General features: G+C 37.5%; 17 protein-coding genes. 3 read left to right on the top strand and 14 right to left on the bottom strand.

Translation table 11 applies throughout. The features are described 5' to 3' along the window. Window positions 1-89: 89 nt before the first annotated feature. Window positions 90-1,265 (bottom strand): dicarboxylate/amino acid:cation symporter, encoded by a 1,176-nt coding sequence (locus G525_RS0102215; protein ID WP_027124695.1) that lies wholly within the window; start codon window positions 1,263-1,265, stop codon window positions 90-92. Between the two features lie 1,225 nt (window positions 1,266-2,490). Between G525_RS0102215 and G525_RS0102210 the strand changes: the two genes are divergently transcribed. Together G525_RS0102210 and G525_RS0102200 are read left to right on the top strand one after the other, a co-directional pair. Further along, window positions 2,491-3,294 (top strand): hypothetical protein, encoded by an 804-nt coding sequence (locus G525_RS0102210; protein ID WP_027124694.1) that lies wholly within the window; start codon window positions 2,491-2,493, stop codon window positions 3,292-3,294. 457 nt (window positions 3,295-3,751) lie between these two features. Next, entirely contained in the window at window positions 3,752-4,258 is a 507-nt protein-coding gene (locus tag G525_RS0102200) for a GreA/GreB family elongation factor (RefSeq protein ID WP_027124693.1), read from the top strand. 213 nt (window positions 4,259-4,471) lie between these two features. Here G525_RS0102200 and guaB read toward each other — a convergent pair whose 3' ends face one another. The 9 genes from guaB to G525_RS0102155 form a co-directional block, all read right to left on the bottom strand. After that, a complete protein-coding gene (guaB, locus tag G525_RS0102195; protein ID WP_027124692.1) occupies window positions 4,472-5,944 on the bottom strand; it encodes an IMP dehydrogenase in 1,473 nt (490 codons plus the stop codon). A 203-nt stretch (window positions 5,945-6,147) separates the two neighbouring features. Then, complete coding sequence (locus G525_RS0102190) at window positions 6,148-8,571, bottom strand: TonB-dependent receptor domain-containing protein (RefSeq protein WP_027124691.1); 2,424 nt, start codon at window positions 8,569-8,571, stop codon at window positions 6,148-6,150. Beyond that, window positions 8,552-9,916, bottom strand: a complete 1,365-nt coding sequence (locus G525_RS0102185) for an HTTM domain-containing protein (RefSeq protein ID WP_027124690.1) — start codon at window positions 9,914-9,916, stop codon at window positions 8,552-8,554. Before G525_RS0102185 ends, G525_RS0102190 begins: the two co-directional genes overlap by 20 nt. A gap of 68 nt (window positions 9,917-9,984) precedes the next feature. Then, window positions 9,985-11,103, bottom strand: a complete 1,119-nt coding sequence (locus G525_RS0102180) for an imelysin family protein (RefSeq protein WP_027124689.1) — start codon at window positions 11,101-11,103, stop codon at window positions 9,985-9,987. A gap of 94 nt (window positions 11,104-11,197) precedes the next feature. Beyond that, complete coding sequence (locus tag G525_RS0102175; protein ID WP_027124688.1) at window positions 11,198-12,400, bottom strand: DUF4856 domain-containing protein; 1,203 nt, start codon at window positions 12,398-12,400, stop codon at window positions 11,198-11,200. Window positions 12,401-12,553: 153 nt separating this feature from the next. Beyond that, window positions 12,554-13,414: a hydroxymethylglutaryl-CoA lyase gene (locus G525_RS0102170; RefSeq protein WP_027124687.1), complete on the bottom strand. Its 861-nt coding sequence runs from the start codon at window positions 13,412-13,414 to the stop codon at window positions 12,554-12,556. A gap of 176 nt (window positions 13,415-13,590) precedes the next feature. Continuing rightward, window positions 13,591-14,205: a LysE family translocator gene (locus tag G525_RS0102165; RefSeq protein WP_027124686.1), complete on the bottom strand. Its 615-nt coding sequence runs from the start codon at window positions 14,203-14,205 to the stop codon at window positions 13,591-13,593. A gap of 122 nt (window positions 14,206-14,327) precedes the next feature. After that, window positions 14,328-15,359 carry a quinone-dependent dihydroorotate dehydrogenase gene (locus tag G525_RS0102160; protein WP_027124685.1) on the bottom strand — a complete coding sequence of 344 codons (1,032 nt, stop codon included), beginning with the start codon at window positions 15,357-15,359 and terminating at the stop codon, window positions 14,328-14,330. 70 nt (window positions 15,360-15,429) lie between these two features. After that, window positions 15,430-18,297, bottom strand: coding sequence for a TonB-dependent receptor (locus G525_RS0102155; protein WP_027124684.1), 2,868 nt, complete (start codon window positions 18,295-18,297; stop codon window positions 15,430-15,432). A gap of 410 nt (window positions 18,298-18,707) precedes the next feature. Between G525_RS0102155 and pepT the strand changes: the two genes are divergently transcribed. Continuing rightward, window positions 18,708-19,949, top strand: a complete 1,242-nt coding sequence (gene pepT / locus G525_RS0102150; protein WP_027124683.1) for a peptidase T — start codon at window positions 18,708-18,710, stop codon at window positions 19,947-19,949. Window positions 19,950-20,035: 86 nt separating this feature from the next. Here pepT and yajC read toward each other — a convergent pair whose 3' ends face one another. The 4 genes from yajC to G525_RS0102130 form a co-directional block, all read right to left on the bottom strand. Continuing rightward, entirely contained in the window at window positions 20,036-20,335 is a 300-nt protein-coding gene (gene yajC, locus G525_RS0102145) for a preprotein translocase subunit YajC (RefSeq protein WP_027124682.1), read from the bottom strand. A 13-nt stretch (window positions 20,336-20,348) separates the two neighbouring features. Next, window positions 20,349-20,912 (bottom strand): DUF1573 domain-containing protein, encoded by a 564-nt coding sequence (locus tag G525_RS0102140; protein WP_027124681.1) that lies wholly within the window; start codon window positions 20,910-20,912, stop codon window positions 20,349-20,351. A 67-nt stretch (window positions 20,913-20,979) separates the two neighbouring features. Then, window positions 20,980-21,924 carry a transcription antitermination factor NusB gene (gene nusB / locus G525_RS0102135; protein ID WP_245577712.1) on the bottom strand — a complete coding sequence of 315 codons (945 nt, stop codon included), beginning with the start codon at window positions 21,922-21,924 and terminating at the stop codon, window positions 20,980-20,982. Window positions 21,925-22,033: 109 nt separating this feature from the next. Beyond that, complete coding sequence (locus G525_RS0102130; RefSeq protein WP_027124679.1) at window positions 22,034-23,134, bottom strand: Glu/Leu/Phe/Val family dehydrogenase; 1,101 nt, start codon at window positions 23,132-23,134, stop codon at window positions 22,034-22,036. Window positions 23,135-23,165 lie beyond the last annotated feature (31 nt).

Below are 23,165 nucleotides of genomic sequence, written 5' to 3'. Positions count from 1 at the left end.
GCATTACTTATTACTTTTAATGCTTTTGTGCCCTTGCTACTGCCAACTGATCATAAACTCACATGTTCATTAAGATGCTGTATAACATTTTAAACCACCCATTCCTCTTTAGTTATTTTATTAACCACCAAGGCTATAGCACCATCTCCTGTAACATTACACGCTGTTCCAAAACTATCCATTGCAATATATAATGCAATCATCAATCCCAGCATTTCTTCATTAAATCCCAGCATGGATTGTAAGATGCCTACTGCGGCCATGATTGCACCGCCCGGAACTCCTGGCGCAGCAATCATTGCAATGGCCAACACAAATATAAATCCTGCAAACAGTGTAAAACTGAAAGGCACACCTTGTAAAATCATCAAGGCCATGGCACACGCCGTAATTTTCATCATACTTCCGGATAAATGGATCGTAGCGCATAATGGCACGGTAAAGCCTGCTATTTTCTCTGAAACCCCATTTTTTAAGGCCTGCTTTAAGGTGACCGGAATGGTAGCCGCCGAAGACTGCGTACCTAATGCTGTAAAGTAGGCAGGCATCATCGTGGCCAACAACTTAAAGGGATTTCTTTTTGTTAACAGTCCAGCGATGGTGTATTGCAACAAAATCAATAAAATGTGCAAGGCGAAAATGACGCCAATAATACTTAAGAATACAGAGAAGATAGAAAAGACCTGTCCGCTAAAAGACATGCCCGCAAAAATGCCTAAAATAAAGAGTGGTAAAAGAGGTACAATAACGTTTTCAATTAATTGCATGATGATTTTCTCAAAATCTTTGACCACCAATTTCAAACTTGACTTTTCTTGATAAGAAAGCCCTAACCCGATAACAAATGCCAACACGAGGGCGGTCATGATATCCAATACTGGAGGAATATTTAGACTGAAGTAAGGCGTTAATTCTCGTCCGGATTCAGTAATTTCAGCAGTATGGTTTACACTTGATTCTAAAAGTTGTGGGAATATATTGGAGGCCGTAAAGTAGGTCATAAATCCTGAAAACAAGGTCGATCCATAGGCTATAGCAGCGGTTAGCAATAACAATTTACCGGCGCCTTTGCCCAAGTCGCAAATGGCAGGCATAATCAACCCCATGATGATCAACGGAATGGAAAAACTTAAAAACTGTCCGAAAAAAGCATTAAAAGTTGTAAAAATTCTATTGATAGATTCAGGAAGGTACAGGCCAAACACAGTTCCTAAAACTATGGCCATAAAAACTTTAAATAATAAATTTGAAAATAAACGCTTCATAATATACAGCTATTGCTTTAAGACTCTAGTGATTTGCTTTGTCGAATTTATTTAGAGTTCGCAAATATACTGTCAATGTCAAGAAAGAACGTCCTACCCTGCTTCTTTTTTATAGGTTAGTTTTTTATTTGTGCCATTATCGCAAATTGGAAAATATCTTTGGTTTCGAAAATAAGTAAGTTAATCGTTCTCTTAAACACAGTATTAATCCTGCTATTTTAAGTTGTAGTTCACTTAGTTATTAATGCTAAGAATATAGATGTCTTAATTTGAAGAAAGGTTCTTTGAAAGGCCTCCAATTGACAGTTTCTTTCCTCTGACTGTTTAAACTGTTTGTTAATTGTATAAGTTCTGTTTTAAGATCTCCATCGTCCTTATTGATAATATTTTCCAATTTCAACGAAAAAACTAGTGAATACACTTTTGTGATGATTATCCTCAAACATACAAACCAATAATTCTTTCTCCTTACATAAAACTTCATTAGAGATCCTGTTTCCAATTCAAGTATTTTCGACTGTTCTTGATCGCTACGAATTCAGAAATACCCAATCCCATTCCTATCAAACTTAATGTTGTGCCCAATTCAAGGTTATAGCGTTAAAAACGCACCACAACCTAATCCCCCATTCGTATCCAAGCAATTGCTAAAGACTTGTAACAAAAACTAACTTAGTTATTTGGTAATACTCGGTGTCAGTATAACTTAGAAAATCATAAAGTAAACATAACAACGATATGGTTCATTCTAATATGCCCAAAACTATTCAATTTCTTAAAGATCCAAATGGGGTTTCTGACGGAGAAATTGGTTACAATTAAATTCTGAGCAAATCGTGGTTAATCCAACCTACTCTTGGTTGTATCAAGACTTTATGGGACCGTTCCAAGAATTATCTCCAATTCTAAAAGCAGCCTCACCCGATTTAAAGCATGGGGTTGAGAGTGCTTTAAAGGCGACCACTATGTAAATATTGAGTTAGAATAATTTATTAATACAAATAAATATTTTTAAAGAATTCATATATTAGGTGTATAGTATTGTTGTTCAGTCATTTGAAGAGTCAATAATAGCTTACTATTAAAAAAAGATAAAAGACCATTATTTTATAGTAGACTAATGTTTTGAAATATAAAAAAAGACCTATTAACTATCGTCATCAACCATCTCAGAGCATTTAAAAACAATTAATTTAATCAACAAGCAAATAAACATCCAAAAAAAATGAAAAAACTCAACTTACTCTCGCTTTTCGCATTACTGTTTTCAGTAGTCCTGTCCGCTCAAGAAGCTACAACAGATCCTGGAGGATCAGCCCAGGCCAATAACCCATTGGCCAATATGACTGCCCTCAATTTTCATGACTATTACGTTCCTAAATTGACGGATGCCCCAAACGATGCCTATATGAACACCGCCTGGGTCCGATTTGCAAAACCCTTTGCAAGCGGAAAACTATTACTTCGTGTTTCAGCACCATTAGGAACCATTGCAATGCCAAATCAAAACACAGGATATGTAAATGCCGTTAACGGATTGGGTGATATCAATGCATTTTTATCTTACAATTTTGTTTCAGAAGCCACAAAAACTATTGGTATTGGTCCCTTATTATCTGCACCTACAGCAACGGAAGACATTTTAGGTAGTGGCAAATGGCAAGGTGGTTTTGCGTTTGTAGCATTTATCGCAAATTCACCAATCTTTCAGTTTGGTGGATTAGTGACATGGCAAGCATCTTTTGCTGGGGACGATGAGAGATCTAGTACAAACTTTGCCTCCGTTCAACCATTCTATTTTTGGCAACTTGGAGGTGGAACCTATTTGAGGGGTGCACCAATTTGGGTTTTCGATATTAAAAATGACAGTTACGCTGTGCCTCTGGCTTTAGGACTTGGGCAAGTTATAAAAGTAGGTAACACGGTATTCAATGTATTTGTTGAACCGCAGTATTCCGTACTTCACAATGGCACACAAGCACAATTTCAAGTATTCACGGGGATCAACCTACAATTTAGCAAGCCATAAATACTACTGAAGGGATGGTTATTTTTAACCTAATCCAGCTTTACCAATCATAAGCTCAACTGAACAAACTGGTTAGCAGTTACCGATCTTTCAGATGCCATTGGTATTATCAATTTAATTTTTGAAGAAAAGTAATGAGAAATTCAATACTAAATCAATATCACTTCATTATGAAAGCACGTGGCAATAAAGCGGCTACCGTAATACGGTAGAATGGACATTATCGGTCGCTATCTTCAGGACTCATTCTTTTTCAAAATTAAAATTTTCAATCACTTGACCTAGAAAGCAGACAAATCTGCACACCCATTATATTATGATATCATTGGAGCGGTATTTGCAGTGAATCAGTACCCAAAAGAAGGACGCACCGTTAGTGCAATTCCTATTTTGGATAGTGTTCCAAATTCTTTAATTTTAAGAAAAAGGAATTTTAATAATAGAAACACAGATTACCATGAGTAGAGGATTTGTAAAAGAAGAGGATCAGGAAGAGGTACCATTTGTAGCCCCGCGAGCAGATTTACCAGAAGGTGCTACCAACTATATGACCCAAGTTGGGATGGATGAACTGCTTTCTGAAAACGAAAAACTTACTGCTGAGCGCGATCAGTTGGATATCACCGACGAGAAAGAACAACGCATTGCAACCAATTATATTAATGCCAAACTCCAATTATTAAATCAGCGCATCTTCAGTGCCAAAATTGTCGACCTCAGCAAGCAACCCCAGGATGAAGTGCGTTTTGGAGCTTTAGTGAGCCTAAAAATTGGCACCGATAAAAAACTACAACATTATCAAATTGTGGGTGTAGATGAAGCGGATATTTCTAAAGGAAAAATATCTTTTATTTCACCAATTGCGCGACTCTTGACCGATAAAAAAGTTGGCGAAACGGCCGTATTAAAATTAGCAAAAGAAGATCGGGTTTTCGAAATTATGAAAATTATATATCCTAAATAGTGTTGTGATATAAAGAATCGAAACCGCTTCATATATAGAACAAAGAGTTGATTGCAACAAGCTCATAGACAGATTTTATTCAAAAAAATCACCCAAATACCTTGCTTTAAAACGTTTCAAAATAGCAGGATGTGCAAGATAGCCACAAAAAAACACGACCAATTAAAGTCGTGTTTTTTTTATAATTATCCTGCTTTCGCAGAAATAAATAGCTTATCTTGAATAATTTGGAGATTCTTCAGTAATGGTCACATCATGTGGGTGACTTTCATTTATTCCTGAAGAGGTGATTTTTACAAATTGGCCTGTTTCCTTCAAAGTTGCAACATCCTTAGCACCACAATAACCCATCCCTGCACGTAATCCGCCAATAAACTGGTGGATACTTTCAATAACTTCACCTTTGTATGGTACTCTACCTACAATTCCTTCTGGTACCAATTTTTTAATATCATCTTCCACATCCTGGAAGTAACGGTCCTTACTGCCTTGTTTCATGGCATCTATAGATCCCATTCCTCTATATGCCTTAAATTTCCGACCTTCATAAATAATCGTTTCCCCTGGAGATTCTTTAGTTCCTGCCAATAATGATCCCAACATTACAGTATCTGCCCCAGCTGCAATAGCTTTAGGAATATCACCGGTATAGCGAATTCCACCATCTGCAATCACCGGCACCCCAGAACCTTTAATAGCCGCGGCAACTTCCAAAACTGCCGAAAACTGTGGATAACCAACACCAGCAACCACGCGTGTGGTGCAAATGGAACCTGGTCCAATACCCACCTTGATGCCATCAGCACCAGCTTCTACTAAATATTTAGCAGCAGCACCAGTGGCAATATTGCCTACAATAACCTCTAATTCAGGAAATTGCTTTTTAATGGTTTTGAGCATCATTACCACACCTTTGGTGTGACCGTGCGCCGTATCAATAATTACCGCATCTACGCCAGACTTCACAAGCGCCCCTGCTCGATCCACTGCATCTGCAGTCACGCCAATAGCGGCCGCAACACGTAAACGACCAAATGTATCCTTGTTTGAAATAGGCTTGGTAGTTAGTTTTGTAATATCCCGAAATGTAATTAAACCCGCAAGTTTATAATTTTCGTCAACGATAAGTAATTTCTCGATTTTGTTCTTTTGAAGAATCCCTTCGGCATCTTGCAAAGACGTGCCAATAGGCGCAGTTACCAAATTATCTTTGGTCATCACTTCCACAATAGGCCGTGAGCCATCTTTTTCAAATCGTAAATCACGGTTGGTCACAATCCCTTTTAATACACCATTCTCATCAATAATAGGAATGCCACCAATACTATGTTCTGCCATATTTTGGGTAGCGTCCAATACTTTTGCCGTTAAGGGCAAAGTCACTGGATCTGTAATCATACCACTTTCTGCACGCTTCACTTTACGCACTTCATTGGCTTGTTGTGCAATGCTCATATTCTTGTGCAAAACACCAATACCGCCTTCTCGTGCCATGGCAATGGCCATAGAACTTTCAGTGACGGTATCCATAGCAGCGGATACAATAGGAATATTGATCTTGATATTTCGCGTAAACTGAGATTGGATATTGACCTCTCGGGGAAGGACTTCTGAATAAGCTGGGATGAGTAAGACATCATCATAGGTCAATCCCTCGCCTACTATTTTGCTTTCGTGTGCTGTCATTGCAATTGTAGTTTAATTGCGTGCAAATTTACGGAAAAATAATTGTATATGTGGCGCATCCGAAATTTATTCTCATGGCTAAATCCGATACGAAAATCTAAGATGAAAAAATTACTTCACATTAACTTTTAACGAGAACATTTAGATTCCATTTTTATGATGTAATCAATAAAAAGCGCTGAATGCCTAAAAAAGGACGCTTCTTATATTTTAATTTGAAGGGTCATATACCAGTTTCGCGGGGCTGAAGGAATGATTCCTGGTCCGGGATATCCCGTGGCTCGTCTTGTAAAGTAAGCATGATTGAATATATTGTTGATGCCCATTTCCAATTTAAAACGCTTGTAGGCATACGATAAAGACACATCCATAATATCGTAACTTGGTATTTCACCAATAACACCACTGATATTTGCGGACTGCGAATTGGTGGCATCGGTAAATTGTTGCGAGAGAAAGGTGTATTGGATATTGGCCAAAAGGTTACGATATCCGAATTTAAAACCGGTCTTAATATTCACATCTGGCACAAATTCTACCTGATTTCCTACGACACCAGATTGCTCAGAATTGGTATATTCAGAATTGATAAATGACGAATTGATGAAATAATTCATACTAAACTCATTATTGAGCTTTAAGATTTTCTTCAGATTAAAATCGAATAATGACTCCACGCCAAACATGACAGCGTCACCTACATTCCCACGTTCACTAACGATCCTACCATCTGAAAGTACCTTTTGAACAAAACCAATCCTGCCATTATAAAACAATCCAAAAACACCTAAATCATAAGATATCATATTTTTGAAATTGCCGCGCACGCCGATATCGGTAGTGAACCCCTTTTCATCCGTGATATTTGGATTGATGGCAAACGTAGGATTATTGATATTAATATCTGAATAGGTTACAGAACGGTAGTTTTGAGAAATGTTCCCATAAGCCTCAAAAGCGGCATTAGGTTTATAACTCAAACCCAATCCCAAGAGCACGAAGGATCGCTCAAAATCACGATTATCATCTACAATTTCCTCAAAGATGACATTACCTGCAGCATCTGTATTGATACGTTTGTAAAAGCCTTCACTTTGTGTTTTTATATACTCAAATCGAAATCCTGGGGTAATCGAAAACTGATCGGTAGCATAAAAAATGTTTTCTCCAAAAACAGCCGTATTGAAATTTGGAAAATCGAAGTTGGACTGGCTTGAATAATTTGGATAGCGCTCTGATTGGATCTCAAAATCTGGACCGATGCCATCACTCCCGGGACGTTGTTCTTCTCCATTGTTGGCTTGGTAGAATTTTGTGCCCACTAGAAACGTGGAGGCTTTATCAAACAATTCATATTTACTCAATATCCGAGCTTCAAAACCATAGTTTTTAAATTCTCCCTTAATCAAATCTCGTTCTTCCATAGGATCAATTTGATCCACACGATTGGTTCTAAATCCGAGCGCATAACGTGAGGCTTTGAGACCAAAGGCATTGAAGCTGAAATTGGTGTTGTCTGAAAACTTATGATCAAAATTCAAGTTGTACAATAACCAATCCACCTGAAACCAATTGCGTTCTCTGTTACTTTGATAAGGATCATTTTCAAACATTTGGTCCGTAAGTCCACCGCCCTGTTGTGCCAAATAGCGTAAGTAACTCACTTCACCATTAAGTGACGTATTTTTATTAAACTGATATCCAATATGGACATAGGCGTTTTTGGATTCAAATTCGGAATTCGGTCGGAAGCCATCCCCCTTTTTATAATTAAAATAGCCATAATAACTCCACTTGTTTTTTGTACCGCTGACACTGGTGAAATTGGTATAAAGACCGAAACTGCCCAAGGTATTTCTAGTAATCAGCTCAAAAGGTTTGTTCGGATTAGGTGCTTTCATCTTAAAATTTATCAGGCCTCCAAACTGAGTACCATATTGTAAAGACGCTGCACCACGAATAATCTGAATCTCACTTAAACCCTCAGACGCTGGCGTGTAATAGCTTTCAGGATAGCCCAAGACATCTGCACTGATATCATAACCGTTTTGTCTGGTGTTGAAATTGGCGGTTCTATTAGGGTCTAATCCGCGTCCGCCAACATTAAGCTGTAATCCAGCATCATCATTTTGATAAATGTTCAATCCCGCCACCTGGCTGTAAATTTGGCGCGCGTTATTTGATGCTAAATTGGCCATGGATTGTTCCACTAAAACCACTTCGGTTTTCTTTCCAGCAAAAATCGAGGTGCCTTCCACATCCTTCAATCGGGACAATTCAAAAACCTTAGTCTTTCGTGCTGTAATTTCAACTTCAGACAAAGCACCGCCTAATTCTTGGAGAGCAATATTTAATGTTTTATCATTGGTAACCTTTAGTAATACTTCCTTCGCCTCAAATTCATAAGAAAAAAAGACAAGCCTGAGCTCCCCTTTTGTGGTTTGAAATCTATATAAACCAGACCCATCTGTTTTGGTCAATAAGCCAGAAACCTTGTCATAAACTTCTACATTCGCAACTGGCTGTTGGGTTTGGGAGTTGGTTACAATTCCTGAAACTGTATTTTGAGACAGCGCTGAAAGCCCTACCAAACACATTAAAAAAACACTAAAATCCTTTAATTTCATCATTGAATGGTAAAATCCAGTTTTTATGCCGGAATGATTCTTTTTCTTTATATAAATCGACCGTTGTATCAACATAAGGTTGACTCAATCGACCGTTAAGTGCGACATAACTTTCCGCAAATACTTGAATATTTTTATGGCCTTGGCTTTTGAAATGGTCTCCCAAATAATGGGCATATTCCAAAATAAAATCCGGTTGAAAACTCATCTGTTTCTCTTGAAGCGACGTTAAGAAATCTGAATTATCAACTAAAAAACTTTGCCCCGTTTCTGCATCCACAATTTTAAAAGTGGTGTAACCCATCTTCTCCATAAGCATCACACGCCACGAAAACCGATAGCCTTCTTCCGTCCAAAACAATTCATTGGGATATAACAGATAACGAAAAGGAAACGCCATCTGGAAAACAAAAAACAAGGCAACGATAGGAAGTATTATTTTTTGATTTTTATACTGATAACGCTCAGTTCTGAATTTTGACGAATTGACTTTAAATGGCTGTAATAAGGTTTTAATTAAACCTAAAATACGATGGTGTAAATCGGCATCAAAGAAAATCAGCGCCGTGACAATCATGATATAGGGAAACATTCCGATAGGGAATAAAACACGCGTAAATACATGAAAGAAAACCACCAATCCAAAAGCAAACCAACGGGTCCGTTTGACTATCAATAAAAAAGGAATGCACAAATCATAGAGCATTCCGGACCAACTCATGGCAAAATGGAACCATTCCTGTTGCATGAATGAGTTGCCTACAAATGGTAAATCATATTTAGATGGTAACCAAATTCTTAGAGGCATGGCCTTAAATAGCCAATCGGAATTAACTTTGGCCAATCCAGCATATATATAGACGATACTGACCAATAACTTAATGCTGTCAATGGTCCATTTTGGAATGGACGTAAACGTTTTCTTTTTAATAAGATTGTCAACGGAAAAATAGGCGTTTGCAGGTAAAAATATCATTAGGAAACTCAACACGCTTATAAAATAATAATGGTTGAGATAAGCAGTCTTGTCCATGAGCTCAATGTAGGTGAAGCTCAAAAAAAAGGCGATGATTGCCAAACGATATTTCAGCCCGATGGCTACAAAAAATGCAGAAATGCCACAAACAGCAAAAATAAGATAGGTGTATTCTCCAATAGGTTGAACCCATTCAAAACCATAATAGGAAAAATGGAACTTTGGTAAAACATAGAGCGTTTCTATCCAACCATGCCACCAGAAGCGAACAATGCTAAATAGCATCATCACGCCAAAGCCAATCCGAAAAACTGCTAAAGGCGCGGCGGAAGTTTGTTTATTGAGATATATTTTAAAACTAGTGCTCATAAAACCAAAAAAAAGATTCTCTAAATCATTTAAAGAATCTTCTTTGTCTTTTTTATTTCATTTAAACATTAATCGCCATCAGCATCTACATAATCCACACTAATATTAAAAGCCTGAACCATATCCACCTTTAAATAAACTACCGCACGCTGCAAGGCATCATAAGCGTCAGTCATTTTTGAATTGTCAGAGGTGATTTGCGTACTAAAATTTGAATTTAATCCTTCGATTTCAGTTCTTGCCAAATCGAATTGATTATTAATAAGACTACTCAACTTTTGGCCTTCTTTATTGGTGTTTAAATAATCGAGATACGTTTTAAAACTTGGACCAGTAGCAGTTCCATTAAACGATTTTCCATTAAAAACATCCTGAACCGCATCTAAAGCTTCTAAACTCAGAGCTTTTGAAACTTCTTGATTGTAATACGCTTCTACCTTATCAGGTAAAGGCGTTGTAGAAAACACTCCTGCTGGAATTCCGATCTTATTGGCGCGCAAGCCTTTTTCATAGTAGAAAATAAAATCGTTTACAAATTTGTTCAAAGAGCTTGTTGCTGTGTTTTGTGATGAATTGACAAATTGGTCACGATAAATTGTTGTCCAATCCGTGATGACTTGTTGTGTCAAATTATCCATTTGATTGATCACGTCCATCAAATAATCCTTATAACCTTGCGCATTGGCATCTGTTGAGAATTTTGAAATAATTCCTGCGTCATCAGTTGCAACACCGTATAATAAATAATCTAAAGCCGGGAAGCCTTGTGCATCATGGTAACTTGGTGCATTCAAATCATAAGACCCAGTTGATACACCAGTTTCAATATCAGCAACAGTTACCGGATAAATGTTCATATAGTAATAATACTGGTTTAATGCCTCTGCTTTTCCAATATTATACATTTCCAAGCGTTGCCATGCGCTATAGGCCGTTAGCCAATTTTTTCGTGTGGCATCCAATGTGCTTTGATTTGGTGTGGCCACAAAACTTTCAATAGAACCTTTTAAAGTGGTTAATTTTGGAGCAAAATCTTGATAGGATGGAATGATGATATTATCAGCAAGATTTGTCAATAATGTGGATCGGTCAAAATTATCAGTCGCTCCTCCCTTTGACGAATCATCTGAAGAACTACAGGCCACTATGAGCGCTAACCCAAAAAATAAAGCTATTTTTTTTAACATGGAAATTGATGTTTTCTTAATAAAGATGCAAATTTAAAGAAGAAGTGATTGCATTCCTAATAATGCAATCACTACCTCGTCAATTATTGTTTTTTTAGTTAGCTGCTTCTTCCACAGTAAATCCAAATTTTGAAGCAATAGCTTCAGACATGCTGTCTAGAACTTCAGGGGCAACATCCCAAAATCCGTTACCGTCCATCAATGCATCCATAAAAGCGGTCACTTCTGCATGCGTGAAATAAGGCGTGTCCGTGTTTGGCTGTCTTGTAAATTGTAAGCTATTGATAAATCCTAAGGCTTCAGATAAAGCATGAAAAGCTTTAGCATGATCTTCAGCGGCCATACCAATTTTTCCACCTTGTAAATAGTGAACTGCACGAACCGCTGGAACTATCGAAATATTTTCTCTGATAATTGCAACCTGCGCATCTCTTACTTCATAATTTTTTGCAACAATTGCAGCTCTACCCAATTTTAAGGCATCATAAACCTCTGCAGCTGTTCCTGCAAAATCAGGATCTGAATCAACTTGTTTTAAATAAGTATTTAAAAAGCTGTCCGCTCCTAAAACTGGAACTGAAGGATCAACCTCATTTCCGTACAAATAGCCGTAGCCTTCATCCCACTTGTGTTCCATTGTCGTGTAGAATTTGCCTTGGTCAACAACACCGTTGTTGTTGTTTTCGATATTTGAAGCCTCATCCAAGACAGAAGTGCTTAAATAGTGGTTTAACATTTGATCGATCATTAGACCGCCAATTAATGTTTTTGCCACAGCTTGATCCAATTCTAAACCTTTGGCATCCACATATCTCATCGTTCCGCCACCGGCTTGTTGTAACTGACCGGCCGTACCTGCAGTTGCAGTCACATCCCAATTTGCAAATACTGTGGTGGCTTGTTGCTCAATCCAAGAATCCATAAGACCCTTAATTTCGTTGGATACTGTGGTATTGGCTGCAAAATAATCTTTTGATGCTGCTACTTTACTACGTACATTTTTGCCAGAGGCATTTAAATTAGTATCCGAAAAATCGCTTTCACCTTCAAGGTGTGCGAACATTGCCTGCAACTCGGCAGCTGATTTCGTATTGTCTTTTAAAGCAGATCGCAATTCCATGGCCATTTGAATTCTTGTAGTTTGACCATTAAAATCGACGGTAGAATTACCATCTCGTGTAAACTTATAAGTTAAAGGGGCTTCCACCTCGTTAATTGGGTTGTTGACGTCATCATCACTTGAACATGATGTAAATAGCGCTGAAGTAATGGCTATTCCTAATAAAATTTTTCTCATTATTATTTAGTCTTAATATAAATAGTGGTTTAATTATGGCACAAAAGTAAGACATGGAATTAAAAAAATTAAAGCTTATTTAGATTAATTTAAAATAAGATTCTAACTATTGCTTCAACTAATTGAAAACATGGGCATAAGCAGTAAGGAAATTTAATGGTAAGACTTGAAAATTTTTGTGGCCTCATTATAGGCGCTTTCAAAGCTCAAGGCATTGAGATCATTATGTTGCTTTGAAGTGAAATAAGAGAGCAGTTTTTCAGTGGGCATATTTCCCGTCAATTCATCCTTTGCCATTGGACAGCCACCAAAACCTTGGATGGCACCATCAAAACGTTTACAACCTGCATTGTAGGCTGCATCCACTTTCTCAAACCACGTGGTAGGCGTGGTATGAAGATGCGCTCCAAATTCAATATTTGAATACTCTGGAATCAGGTTCGAAAAAAGATAATGAATATTTTCAGGATTTGACGTTCCAACCGTATCGCTCAAAGACAAGATTTTTACCCCCATTTTAGCCAAGCGTTCGGTCCAATCGCCCACAACATCAACATTCCAAGGATCGCCATAAGGATTTCCAAAGCCCATAGAAATGTAAACCACTACTTCTTTATTCGTTTTATCGGCGATTTCCAAAATCTCTTTTAAAGTCACAACCGACTGGGCAATAGTTTTATGGGTATTGCGCATTTGGAAGTTTTCCGAAATTGAAAACGGGTAGCCTAAATAATCGATTTCAGAATGCTGCGATGCCTCTTCAGCACCTCTTGTATTGGCAATAATGGCTAAAAGCTTGCTTTGGGTTTTGGAAAGATCGAGTTTGGATAACACTTCAGCAGTATCTACCATTTGCGGAATGGCTTTTGGAGACACAAAACTACCAAAATCAATGGTATCAAAACCAACACGTAATAAGGACTGAATATATTGGACTTTTTTTTCTGTGGGAATAAAGTCTTTGATGCCTTGCATGGCATCCCGTGGACATTCAATTATTTTAACGTGTTGCATGGGATCAAAGATATAAATTCCTGCGACGGCAGGAATCTTTCACTCAAAAAAATTAATAGGAGTTCCTAATGGCATATAATTACCAATAATGGTGATTGAATCTCAATAAAACAGAACTTTAAAGAAGCTTATCTTAATAGCCAAGATTACGCTTATTTAGTTCTATGCACTCATTACTAATCTACAATGATATAAAGTGCAATTCCAACAAAAACAACAATTTGCAGCCATTTTAAGAAAACACCAACCCCTTTTCTTTTCAAAATGAATTCAGAAATACGTCCAGCCAATACAGCTATGCCACTAAAAGTGAGAAACGAAACCAACATAAACGTAATTCCTAAAATATAAAATTGAACAACAGTATTTCCATCCTTATCCCACAAAAACCCCGGAAAAAACGCTAAAAAGAAGATCATCACTTTCGGGTTTACCAAATTCATGATCACTCCGGTTTTAAAAAGCTGCGCATAAGATTTCCGCGGCGCGTTATCCTCCCATGATATGTGTTCGTCACTTCTATAAACTTTGTAGGCCAAATAAAACAAATAACAGGCTCCCAAAACTTTTATCGCATAAAAAAGTTCAGCCGAGGTAGTAATAATTGCCGATATCCCAAATGCCAAAAATGTGGTGTGGACGATGCATCCGCTTATTAAACCAGCGGTGGTTGCGATGCCGCTTTTAGTCCCGTTAATCAGCGACTGGGTGAGCACGTATATATTATCAGGTCCTGGAGAAATGGCGAGGGCAAGCGTGGCAATTGAAAAAGAGAGGAGTATTTCTATCATAAAAAAAGACCAAAGTACGCTATGGTAAGAAAGGTAAGACTTTCATGTATTCTAAAATCTATTATCTTGTTAAAGGTTTCAACGCTACACCACTAAAATGTTTGATATCTAGGAATTTTTAGTCATCTCGCCAATAGCGCTTTATTAATGTCCTTTATCAATTGTGGCCCTTCATAAATAAAACCGGTATACAACTGAATCAAATCTGCACCAGCGTCTAATTTCTCCAATGCATCTTGAGACGAATGTATCCCTCCTACTCCAATAATTGGAAATGCCTTATTACTTTTTTGTGATAAAAATCGGATCACTTCAGTAGATCGCTGTGTTAAAGGTTGACCACTTAAGCCGCCCATTTCTGCCTTGTTTTCACTTTTTAGACCTTCTCTAGAAATAGTTGTATTGGTAGCGATGACACCATCAATTTTAGTGGTGGATACAATATCTATGATATCCAGAAGTTGCTCATCGGTCAAATCTGGTGCAATTTTAAGAAGGATGGGTTTGCGTTTCTCTTTCAAATTATTTCTATCTTGTAGTGTTTGCAACAAATCGCTCAAGGGTTTTTTTTCCTGTAGCGCACGTAAATTTGGGGTATTAGGAGAGCTCACATTGACCACAAAATAATCAACATAATCAAAAAGTGCTTCAAAACAGATGATATAATCATTGACTGCTTCTTCATTTGGGGTGGTTTTATTCTTACCAATGTTTCCACCTATCAAAACATGATTTTTATTTCCTACCATTGGGTTCTTTTTCAACCGTTCAATGGCCTCCTCCACACCACCGTTATTAAATCCCATTCTGTTGATAATGGCTGCATCTTCCTTCAGTCGGAACAAACGTGGTTTTTCGTTTCCAGCTTGTGGCTTAGGCGTAATGGTTCCGATTTCAATAAAGCCAAAACCTAAATTGGAAAGTTCCTTATAAAGCTTGGCTTCTTTATCAAAACCCGCAGCAAGTCCGACGGGGTTGGGGAATTTCAAACCAAAAAATTCGCGTTCAAGACCTTTGTCTTTTACTTGATAAGCGTTTCTAAATAATCCGCCACATCCAAAACTATGCGCAGCTCTTATGAGTTTAAAGGTAAAATGGTGCACAGCTTCAGGATCGGATAAAAAAAGAAGCGGACGAAGAAAAGATTTATACATAGTTAGCAAAAATAAAAAACTACCCAAAGATAGGGTAGTTTTAAGATTATATAGTTTTAAAATTTTACTATTATTTAAGCGAAATACTAAGTCTGGCAAATAAAAATCGTCCACCAATACCAAATTGCTGTGCTCTCCTAGACCAGTCAAATCGACCATCACTACGGTTGTTCCCCATTCCGTTAATGTCTTTGCTCACGCGGTCTGGATAGATGTCAAATAAGTTATTTGCACCTACAGTAAGCATAAAGCTATCAGAAACTTTATAACCTACGGAAAGGTCTGTCACTATTTTTGAACCGAACACCTCTTGTAAATCTACATTTGTGGTCGCTTCCGTCACTTCTCCAAAATACACATTTCGTAGGAAAAAGTTAAAGTCACCCATGCTCAAAGTATTGAACAGGTTTACTTTGGTACGCGGTACTGCTTCTTCCAAATAAATACGGCTATCTTCTGGAAAGTAAGTATCCACTAAACCAGCATCTTCAAGAACCCGGGACGCATTTATCGGTCCCACTTGTTTGGTTTGAGAAAACGTTGCAGACAAATCATTTTTCAATACCATATTGCTTCCAATATTCATACTTTGGGTAATCACTAAATCGATCCCTTTTGACTCTGTATCAATAGCATTGGCGAAAAAGGAAGCTGCCGTGGCATTGGCCTGGGATAATAAATTATCGAGCTCTGTCCCTGTTCCGGGGCCTTCAAATTGTCCGGTATAAACCACGCGGTCGTCTATGCCCACAAAATAACCATCTAGCGTAATATTAACTCGAGCTTCAGGCCATTTTACGGTAAAACCTGCACTAATACTTCTTGAGGTTTCTTGTTTAAGTTCTGGAATTCCCAATAATTTTGCCGCACGACTATCATTGGCAAATGTTCCCACCTCTTGAGGATCTCCATTTTGATCAAAAATTGTGGAAGTTGAATTAAAGTACAATTGATGTAATGAAGGCGCTCTAAAACCAGTATTCCCCGCAACTCTAAGATTTAAGCTTTCATTGACTTTGAAAAGCGCTGCCAATTTAAAATTAATAGTCGATCCAAAATCTGAATAATTCTCAAATCGTGTGGCAAGGCTCAATAAAAACGCATCGGTAATATCAGCTTCTAAATCGAGGTAACCCGCAACACTGTTTCGTCCTCGATTGACTTCGTTTTTCGGACTAAATCCCGGAAACACTTGTGAACCACCTGGCCTTGCACTTCCAAAGAAATCTACAGATGGTTGTTGCGTAGAGGTCGTTATGGCTTCTCCTGTGGCAGTATACTGCTCATAGGAATCCTTTTGTCCTGCAACTATTTCGTAATTTTCAAGACGGTATTCCGCTCCAAATGCAACGTTAAGCCCGGAGAAAATATCCTCATAAAAATTATTAAGATCTAAATTTACGGTGTTCTGTGAAAAGTTAAACCCACCCGCATCAAAGGTTGTTGGTGAGGCATTTTGCAGTGACGCGTTAAAGGTATTTCCAATTACATATAAAAAAGCATTCCTACCATAGGTATTACTGAAATCAGCATTCCAATTTCCTACTTTGCCCTTAATACCCACTGAAAGTGACTGGTCACTAATTGTAGAGTTTATTTCTGGTAAAAATCCGTTCATATAGGCTGGAGTATAAGTCCGGCTCTGGTTTGGCAAACGATAGAAACCTCCAGAATTTCCTGTACGTGAACTGAGACCGCCAAATGAATATAACTCAGAACCATTGTCGTCTAATGGTAACGAAAAGTTAGTAAAAAACCGTCCTCCTCTAACTTCTGATTGTCCAACCCTCATATTAAAATCGGATCGGGTCATGTTTCTGCTCGCTAACTCAGCATCTGTATTATTTGCGCTTAAGATAGTACGAAGATCTGCTTTTGAGACGTTAGGGTCAAGATTAAAACCTGCCTGGTTTCCGTATTTGATAACGTCCGATACATCATCGTCCAAAAGTTTAGTGATATCATACCCATCATTAGAAGCAACACGCTCTATAGTATTATATTGGTTAAAAATACTGCCTTCCCATTCTTTCATACGATTGTAGTCATCTCTATAATCAAAATCACCAGTAAAGTTGATATAACCTCCTCTATCTCCAAGTTTCAATCCGTAGTTTGCACTGATATTGGTGGTAGCACCATCAACACCTCCTGTTTGCTCATTGGCGTTGCTAGTAAAATTTGCTCCAGTGGTCACAATTAACTTCAATTCCTCAGTGGCGTTGTCTAGCACAATATTGATAACACCGGCAATGGCATCACTACCATATTGTGCGGCGGCACCATCTCTTAAAACCTCAATACGTCTTATTGATGCGGTCGGAATCGCATTTAAATCCGTTCCAACACTTCCTCTTCCAAACGTTCCGTTAACATTGACAAGTGAGGATGTATGGCGTCGTTTCCCATTAATTAAAACCAAAACTTGATCTGGCCCAAGACCTCTCAATGACGCAGGGTCAATATGGTCAGTTCCATCGGCAATGGTTTGTGTATTGGATGTAAATGAAGGCGCCACAAAATTTAAGATCTGATTAAGATTCACTTGTGGACTCACTGAAGCAAGTTCAGAAACGTCAATGACATCTACCGGAGATAATGAGTTAACGGCAGTTCTCGCAGGATTTCTACTTCCAATCAGAGTGATTTCATTTAAAGAAACACCTGCTTGCATGGTCACATTGAGTGTGGTGCCTTCTACTGTTTTTTCAAGATTATTGTATCCCACATAAGAAAAGACCAATTTCTGTCCTATATCGGCTTTTATCTCATAATGACCATCAAAATCTGTTATAGTTCCAGACAATGTGCCTTTGACTACAATTGTCACACCACTTAAAGGTTCGTTATTCTCATCTTTAACCACCCCAGACACCTTCTGGGCATAAAGCGAATAGGAAAAAAGAATTAAAAATAGCAATAGGTAATTTTTTTTCATAATGACTTGTTTTAAGGATTAGGTTGTTTGTATGTATTTTACTGAAAATTTATGAGCTAAAACCTTTGAATAGTGATAATATAAAAGAATACTATTCGACCAATCAAATTTTACAATGTATCTTGAAAACTTTAAGATCGATTTATAATAAATTAGTTGTGCCTGCTATAAAACCTCTTGAGCACAATAATAAAAAAGCGGAGTAAGCTAATGTAGTAAGGTGAAATATTTCCTAAAGGAAATGTGATTTTTATACCATCTTTACCAAATATATAAAAACAATTCAAAAATCTAGCTAAAATAAAGGAAATACTATATTCTTCAAGAATAGGCAATAATAATTAAAATGCATTTAACAGTGTCATTCTTGTACTGAATATTGTTTATTTTGCACAATAAATTAAAAAAGTATGATTAACAAACAGCACATCATTGATAGATTTATAAGTTACGTTACCATTGACACGGAATCTGACCCAAATTCTGAAACAACGCCAAGTACAGAAAAGCAATGGGATCTAGCTCATTTACTGGTTAAAGAGCTTACCGCCATTGGCATGAAGGACGTTTCTATTGACCAGAACGCTTACATCATGGCCACGCTACCCAGCAATGTTGACCATAAGGTTCCTGTTATAGGATTTGTGTCACATTTTGATACTTCTCCTGATTTTACAGGGGCAAATGTCAAACCTCAAATTATAAAAAATTATAATGGCAAGGACATTGTTTTAAATGCTGAAGAAGATATAGTGCTTTCCCCTGAGCTTTTTGACGATTTGTTACAATATAAAGGACAAACACTTATTACCACTAACGGAAATACGCTTTTAGGCGCAGATGACAAAGCTGGAATTACGGAAATAGTCTCCGCTATGGAATATCTGATCCAGCATCCAGAAATCAAACATGGTGAAATACGCGTAGGTTTTACTCCTGACGAAGAGATTGGTCGTGGCGCGCACAAATTTGATGTTGAAAAATTTGGTGCTGAATGGGCCTACACCATGGACGGCAGTCAAATTGGAGAATTGGAATATGAAAATTTCAATGCAGCCGGTGCCACGGTAAAGGTAAAAGGCAAAATTGTCCATCCAGGATATGCCAAGAACAAGTTGATCAATTCCATCTACATCGCTACGGAGTTCATTAACTCATTACCCTTATTGGAGACTCCAGAACATACGGAAGATTACCAAGGTTTTTTCCACTTGGCGAGTATTCAGGGTGCTGTTGAAGAAACGGTTTTAAAATATATCATTAGAGACCATGACAAGGCTCATTTTGAAGCTCGCAAGGAAGCCATGCTACAAATGGCCTTTGATTTAAATTCACAATACGAAAGAGAAGTTGTCACCATTGAGATCAAAGATCAGTATTTCAATATGAAGGAAAAGATTGAGCCGGTGATGCATATTGTAGATATTGCTGAAGAAGCCATGCTTGCACTTAATATCAAACCCATAATAAAACCAATACGAGGTGGCACAGATGGTTCTCAATTAAGTTATATGGGATTACCATGCCCAAATATTTTTGCAGGAGGTCATAATTTTCACGGACGTTACGAATATGTGCCGGTCGAAAGCATGATCAGAGCTACGGAAGTTATTTGCAAAATCGCGGAATTGACGGCGTTGAAGGAGTTTTAATTCAATTTCAAAATAAAATTCCCAAATTATAGAACACAAAAAAGCCACTTCATTTGAAGTGGCTTTTTGAAGTTATAAACAAAACTTTATTTTGTTGTTACAGTCGCTGGATCAACATTGAGTTTTTGGCTCATCTCCATTGAAATTGCAGAGCGATCAAACTTGATCTTTCCTGCTAAAGTTTCAATAACACAGCTGCTATCTTTATCATTTAGGTCAACAATTTTACCGTGCATTCCGCTTTTGGTAATGACTTTGTCTCCTCTCTTTAATTCACTTGCAAACTTTTTCTCCTTTTTAGCGCGCTTCATTTGTGGTGCAATCATAAAAAAATACACTACAGCAAACATTGCTATAAAAGGTAAAAATGAACTTATTCCTTCCATTAATTCTTAATTATTAGTCGTGATTGTGGCCTTCGTGACCAGGTTGTGTGCTATACTTACGAGCCGGTTGTTGCATTATAGATTGTGTTCCTGCAGCTGGCTGCTGAACCATTGGCTGATTTGACGCATTCGGATCTCCTTCAACCATTGCTTTAATTCTTACAGTCTCAGCACCTTTTTCGGTATTTGTTGTCATGGTAATGGATTTTGAAACAACTCCATTTCCTTTCCCGTCAAACTTTACCTTAAATTCACCTGTTTCTCCTGGAGCAACTTGTTTGGTCCAATCAGAAGGCACAGTACATCCACAAGTACTTTGGATATTACTTACTACTAGTGGAGAGCTTCCCGTATTAGTATATTTAAAAACTTTTTCAACAGGTGTTCCATGTTTTATAGTTCCAAAATCATGCTCTACCTCTTCAAAAGAAAGCGATGCAAAATTTCCAGAACTAGCATCTCTCTGTGCTGCCTCCGCCACATTTTCTGATTTAATTTTGGCTGTAGCGTCTTCTTTACAAGACATAAATGCCACCATACAAAGTGCGCTAACACCTAACATCATTTTTTTCATCATATTTTGTTTTTGATTATCGTTCTATTAATAATAAATTTGAGGGTGTAAAAATAGCAATTTTTTCTTGTTACATCAACCCTCGCCCAACTTTATTTAGTTCGCCATTCTCCTTGTACTCCTTCACAATTTTATCCAATATTCCATTAATGAAGAAACTACTCTTGGGTGTAGAGTATTCTTTAGCAATGTCAATATATTCGTTAATGGTAACTTTTACAGGGATTGATGGGAATTTTTGGAACTCGCAAATGGCCATATGTAACAAAATAGCATCCAAATTGGCAATACGTTCAGCATCCCAATTTTTGGTTTTGGCGGCCACCTCTTGGCTGAATTTTGATTTATTTAATAATGTTTTTCTAAATAAAGCAGTTGCAAATTCCTTATCCTCAGTATCTTTAAACAATTTTGGAGTGAAATAATTGGCCTTATTTTCTTTTTTGAGCTTTCGAAGCAGTTTTAAAATTCCAGTATTTACCACTGGTAAATCATCCAACCAAGTCAACTTTTTGTCCTCAATATAGTCATACAACTTATCATTAGGTGCAATAATCTCACTAAACACATCAATAATGAAATTCTTGTCTTCCTTAAAGTCTGAAACACTATTGGACATATACTCCTTATATAAGGTACTTTCTAAAATACTCTTGAAAATGATATCAACATATTCAAAATCAAGATACCAATAATCCATCTTGCGCTTTTCAATATCAATCTGAAGCGCTCTGTCTTCACTCAACAATTGTAAAACTTGATTATTGATGAATTTCTTATTAGGATTTTTTTCTTCTTGGGTTGCTAAAATCTTTCGTTGGGACTTATCCTGATAATCTTCTGCACGCTTTTGCACTTCAATTAAAAGTGACAGCAGCATAAGATGCAAATCGTACATATTATCAAGACTTTTGAGCAAGAATTTCTCGTCTTGGATGAAATCATCACTTTCACCACCATCAAACGCATAAAGGGTTTGCATCACTTTAATACGAATATGTCTTCTATTTAGCATTTGTAAGAACCTATTAAATTAAAAAAGACGAAAAGCTTAATTTGCTTTTCGCCCTGCAAAAATACTATTAATTTATAACTACAAAACAAAATTATGAGATATATTGACCTTATTTTGAAGCTTCGCTTTTTCGTTTCGCAATCCGTTCCTTTGCCATATTTAAAGCAGCTATGTTGGGCGTGACATCAGTTGCGGCAGCACGTTCTAAAATTTCCAAGGTGGTATTATAGATGTTTTCTGTCTTCCGAATGGTTTCTTGTTTGCTATGTTTTTCTATTTCGGCATACACGTTTATAATTCCCCCTGCATTGATCAAAAAGTCTGGTGCATAGACAATCCCCTTCTCTTGCAACATTTCACCATGTCTATCATGAGCCAATTGGTTGTTGGCTGAACCGGCAATAATCTTAGCTCTAATTTTATCAATAGTGGCATCATTAATAGTAGCACCAAGCGCACAGGGTGCATAGATATCCATGTTCTCACTGTAAACATCATCACCTTGATAGATAGCAACCTTAAATTTATCTCTTACGATTTCCAATCGTTCCTCATTAATATCCGTGATAGTTACCTTTGCTCCTTCTTTGACCAAATATTCAACCAAAGCTTCCCCAACACTGCCTACGCCCTCTACAAATACCAATTTACCTTCCAAGACATCTGAACCAAATTTATACTTTGCCGCAGCCTTCATTCCCATCAACACCCCATAAGCGGTAGTTGGAGACGGGTTTCCAGAACCGCCCTTACTCTCTGATATTCCAACAACGTAAGGCGTAACTTCTCTTACGGTATCCATGTCTTCAGTGCTCATTCCTACATCTTCTGCCGTAATATATTTGCCGCTAAGCGAGTTCACGAATTGTCCAAAGCGGCGCATTAATTCTGGAGTCTTTTGAGTCTTAGCGTCTCCAATAATAACTGCTTTACCGCCACCTAAATTCAAACCGGTAATTGCAGATTTGAAGGTCATACCGCGCGAGAGTCTTAAGACATCATTGAGAGCCTCCCATTCGTTGACGTAATTCCACATTCTTGTACCACCAAGCGCTGGTCCTAAAACCGTATTATGAATGCCAATTATTGCTTTTAAACCAGTATCTTTGTCGTTGCAAAAAACAATTTGCTCGTGATCATCGAAAGAAAGTTGTCCAAAAACAGGATCTGCCTTTGCAAGTTCTTTAGTACTCATAACTTTTGATTCCATAGGATTAGATTTAGTTCTCTATTTTTTTCTT

The sequence above is a fragment of the Gelidibacter mesophilus DSM 14095 genome (assembly GCF_000423005.1).
GTDB classification, from domain to species: domain Bacteria; phylum Bacteroidota; class Bacteroidia; order Flavobacteriales; family Flavobacteriaceae; genus Gelidibacter; species Gelidibacter mesophilus.
Note: the sequence above shows the minus strand (reverse complement) of the source record. Positions and strands in the feature narration are given on the sequence as shown.

Excerpts from the sequence above, each read along its gene's own strand:
- G525_RS0102215 (WP_027124695.1), bottom strand. The coding sequence starts at position 1,265 with ATGAAGCGTTTATTTTCAAATTTATTATTTAAAGTTTTTATGGCCATA.
- G525_RS0102210 (WP_027124694.1), top strand. The coding sequence starts at position 2,491 with ATGAAAAAACTCAACTTACTCTCGCTTTTCGCATTACTGTTTTCAGTA.
- G525_RS0102200 (WP_027124693.1), top strand. The coding sequence starts at position 3,752 with ATGAGTAGAGGATTTGTAAAAGAAGAGGATCAGGAAGAGGTACCATTT.
- guaB (WP_027124692.1), bottom strand. The coding sequence starts at position 5,944 with ATGACAGCACACGAAAGCAAAATAGTAGGCGAGGGATTGACCTATGAT.
- G525_RS0102190 (WP_027124691.1), bottom strand. The coding sequence starts at position 8,571 with ATGAAATTAAAGGATTTTAGTGTTTTTTTAATGTGTTTGGTAGGGCTT.
- G525_RS0102185 (WP_027124690.1), bottom strand. The coding sequence starts at position 9,916 with ATGAGCACTAGTTTTAAAATATATCTCAATAAACAAACTTCCGCCGCG.
- G525_RS0102180 (WP_027124689.1), bottom strand. The coding sequence starts at position 11,103 with ATGTTAAAAAAAATAGCTTTATTTTTTGGGTTAGCGCTCATAGTGGCC.
- G525_RS0102175 (WP_027124688.1), bottom strand. The coding sequence starts at position 12,400 with ATGAGAAAAATTTTATTAGGAATAGCCATTACTTCAGCGCTATTTACA.
- G525_RS0102170 (WP_027124687.1), bottom strand. The coding sequence starts at position 13,414 with ATGCAACACGTTAAAATAATTGAATGTCCACGGGATGCCATGCAAGGC.
- G525_RS0102165 (WP_027124686.1), bottom strand. The coding sequence starts at position 14,205 with ATGATAGAAATACTCCTCTCTTTTTCAATTGCCACGCTTGCCCTCGCC.
- G525_RS0102160 (WP_027124685.1), bottom strand. The coding sequence starts at position 15,359 with ATGTATAAATCTTTTCTTCGTCCGCTTCTTTTTTTATCCGATCCTGAA.
- G525_RS0102155 (WP_027124684.1), bottom strand. The coding sequence starts at position 18,297 with ATGAAAAAAAATTACCTATTGCTATTTTTAATTCTTTTTTCCTATTCG.
- pepT (WP_027124683.1), top strand. The coding sequence starts at position 18,708 with ATGATTAACAAACAGCACATCATTGATAGATTTATAAGTTACGTTACC.
- yajC (WP_027124682.1), bottom strand. The coding sequence starts at position 20,335 with ATGGAAGGAATAAGTTCATTTTTACCTTTTATAGCAATGTTTGCTGTA.
- G525_RS0102140 (WP_027124681.1), bottom strand. The coding sequence starts at position 20,912 with ATGATGAAAAAAATGATGTTAGGTGTTAGCGCACTTTGTATGGTGGCA.
- nusB (WP_245577712.1), bottom strand. The coding sequence starts at position 21,924 with ATGCTAAATAGAAGACATATTCGTATTAAAGTGATGCAAACCCTTTAT.
- G525_RS0102130 (WP_027124679.1), bottom strand. The coding sequence starts at position 23,134 with ATGGAATCAAAAGTTATGAGTACTAAAGAACTTGCAAAGGCAGATCCT.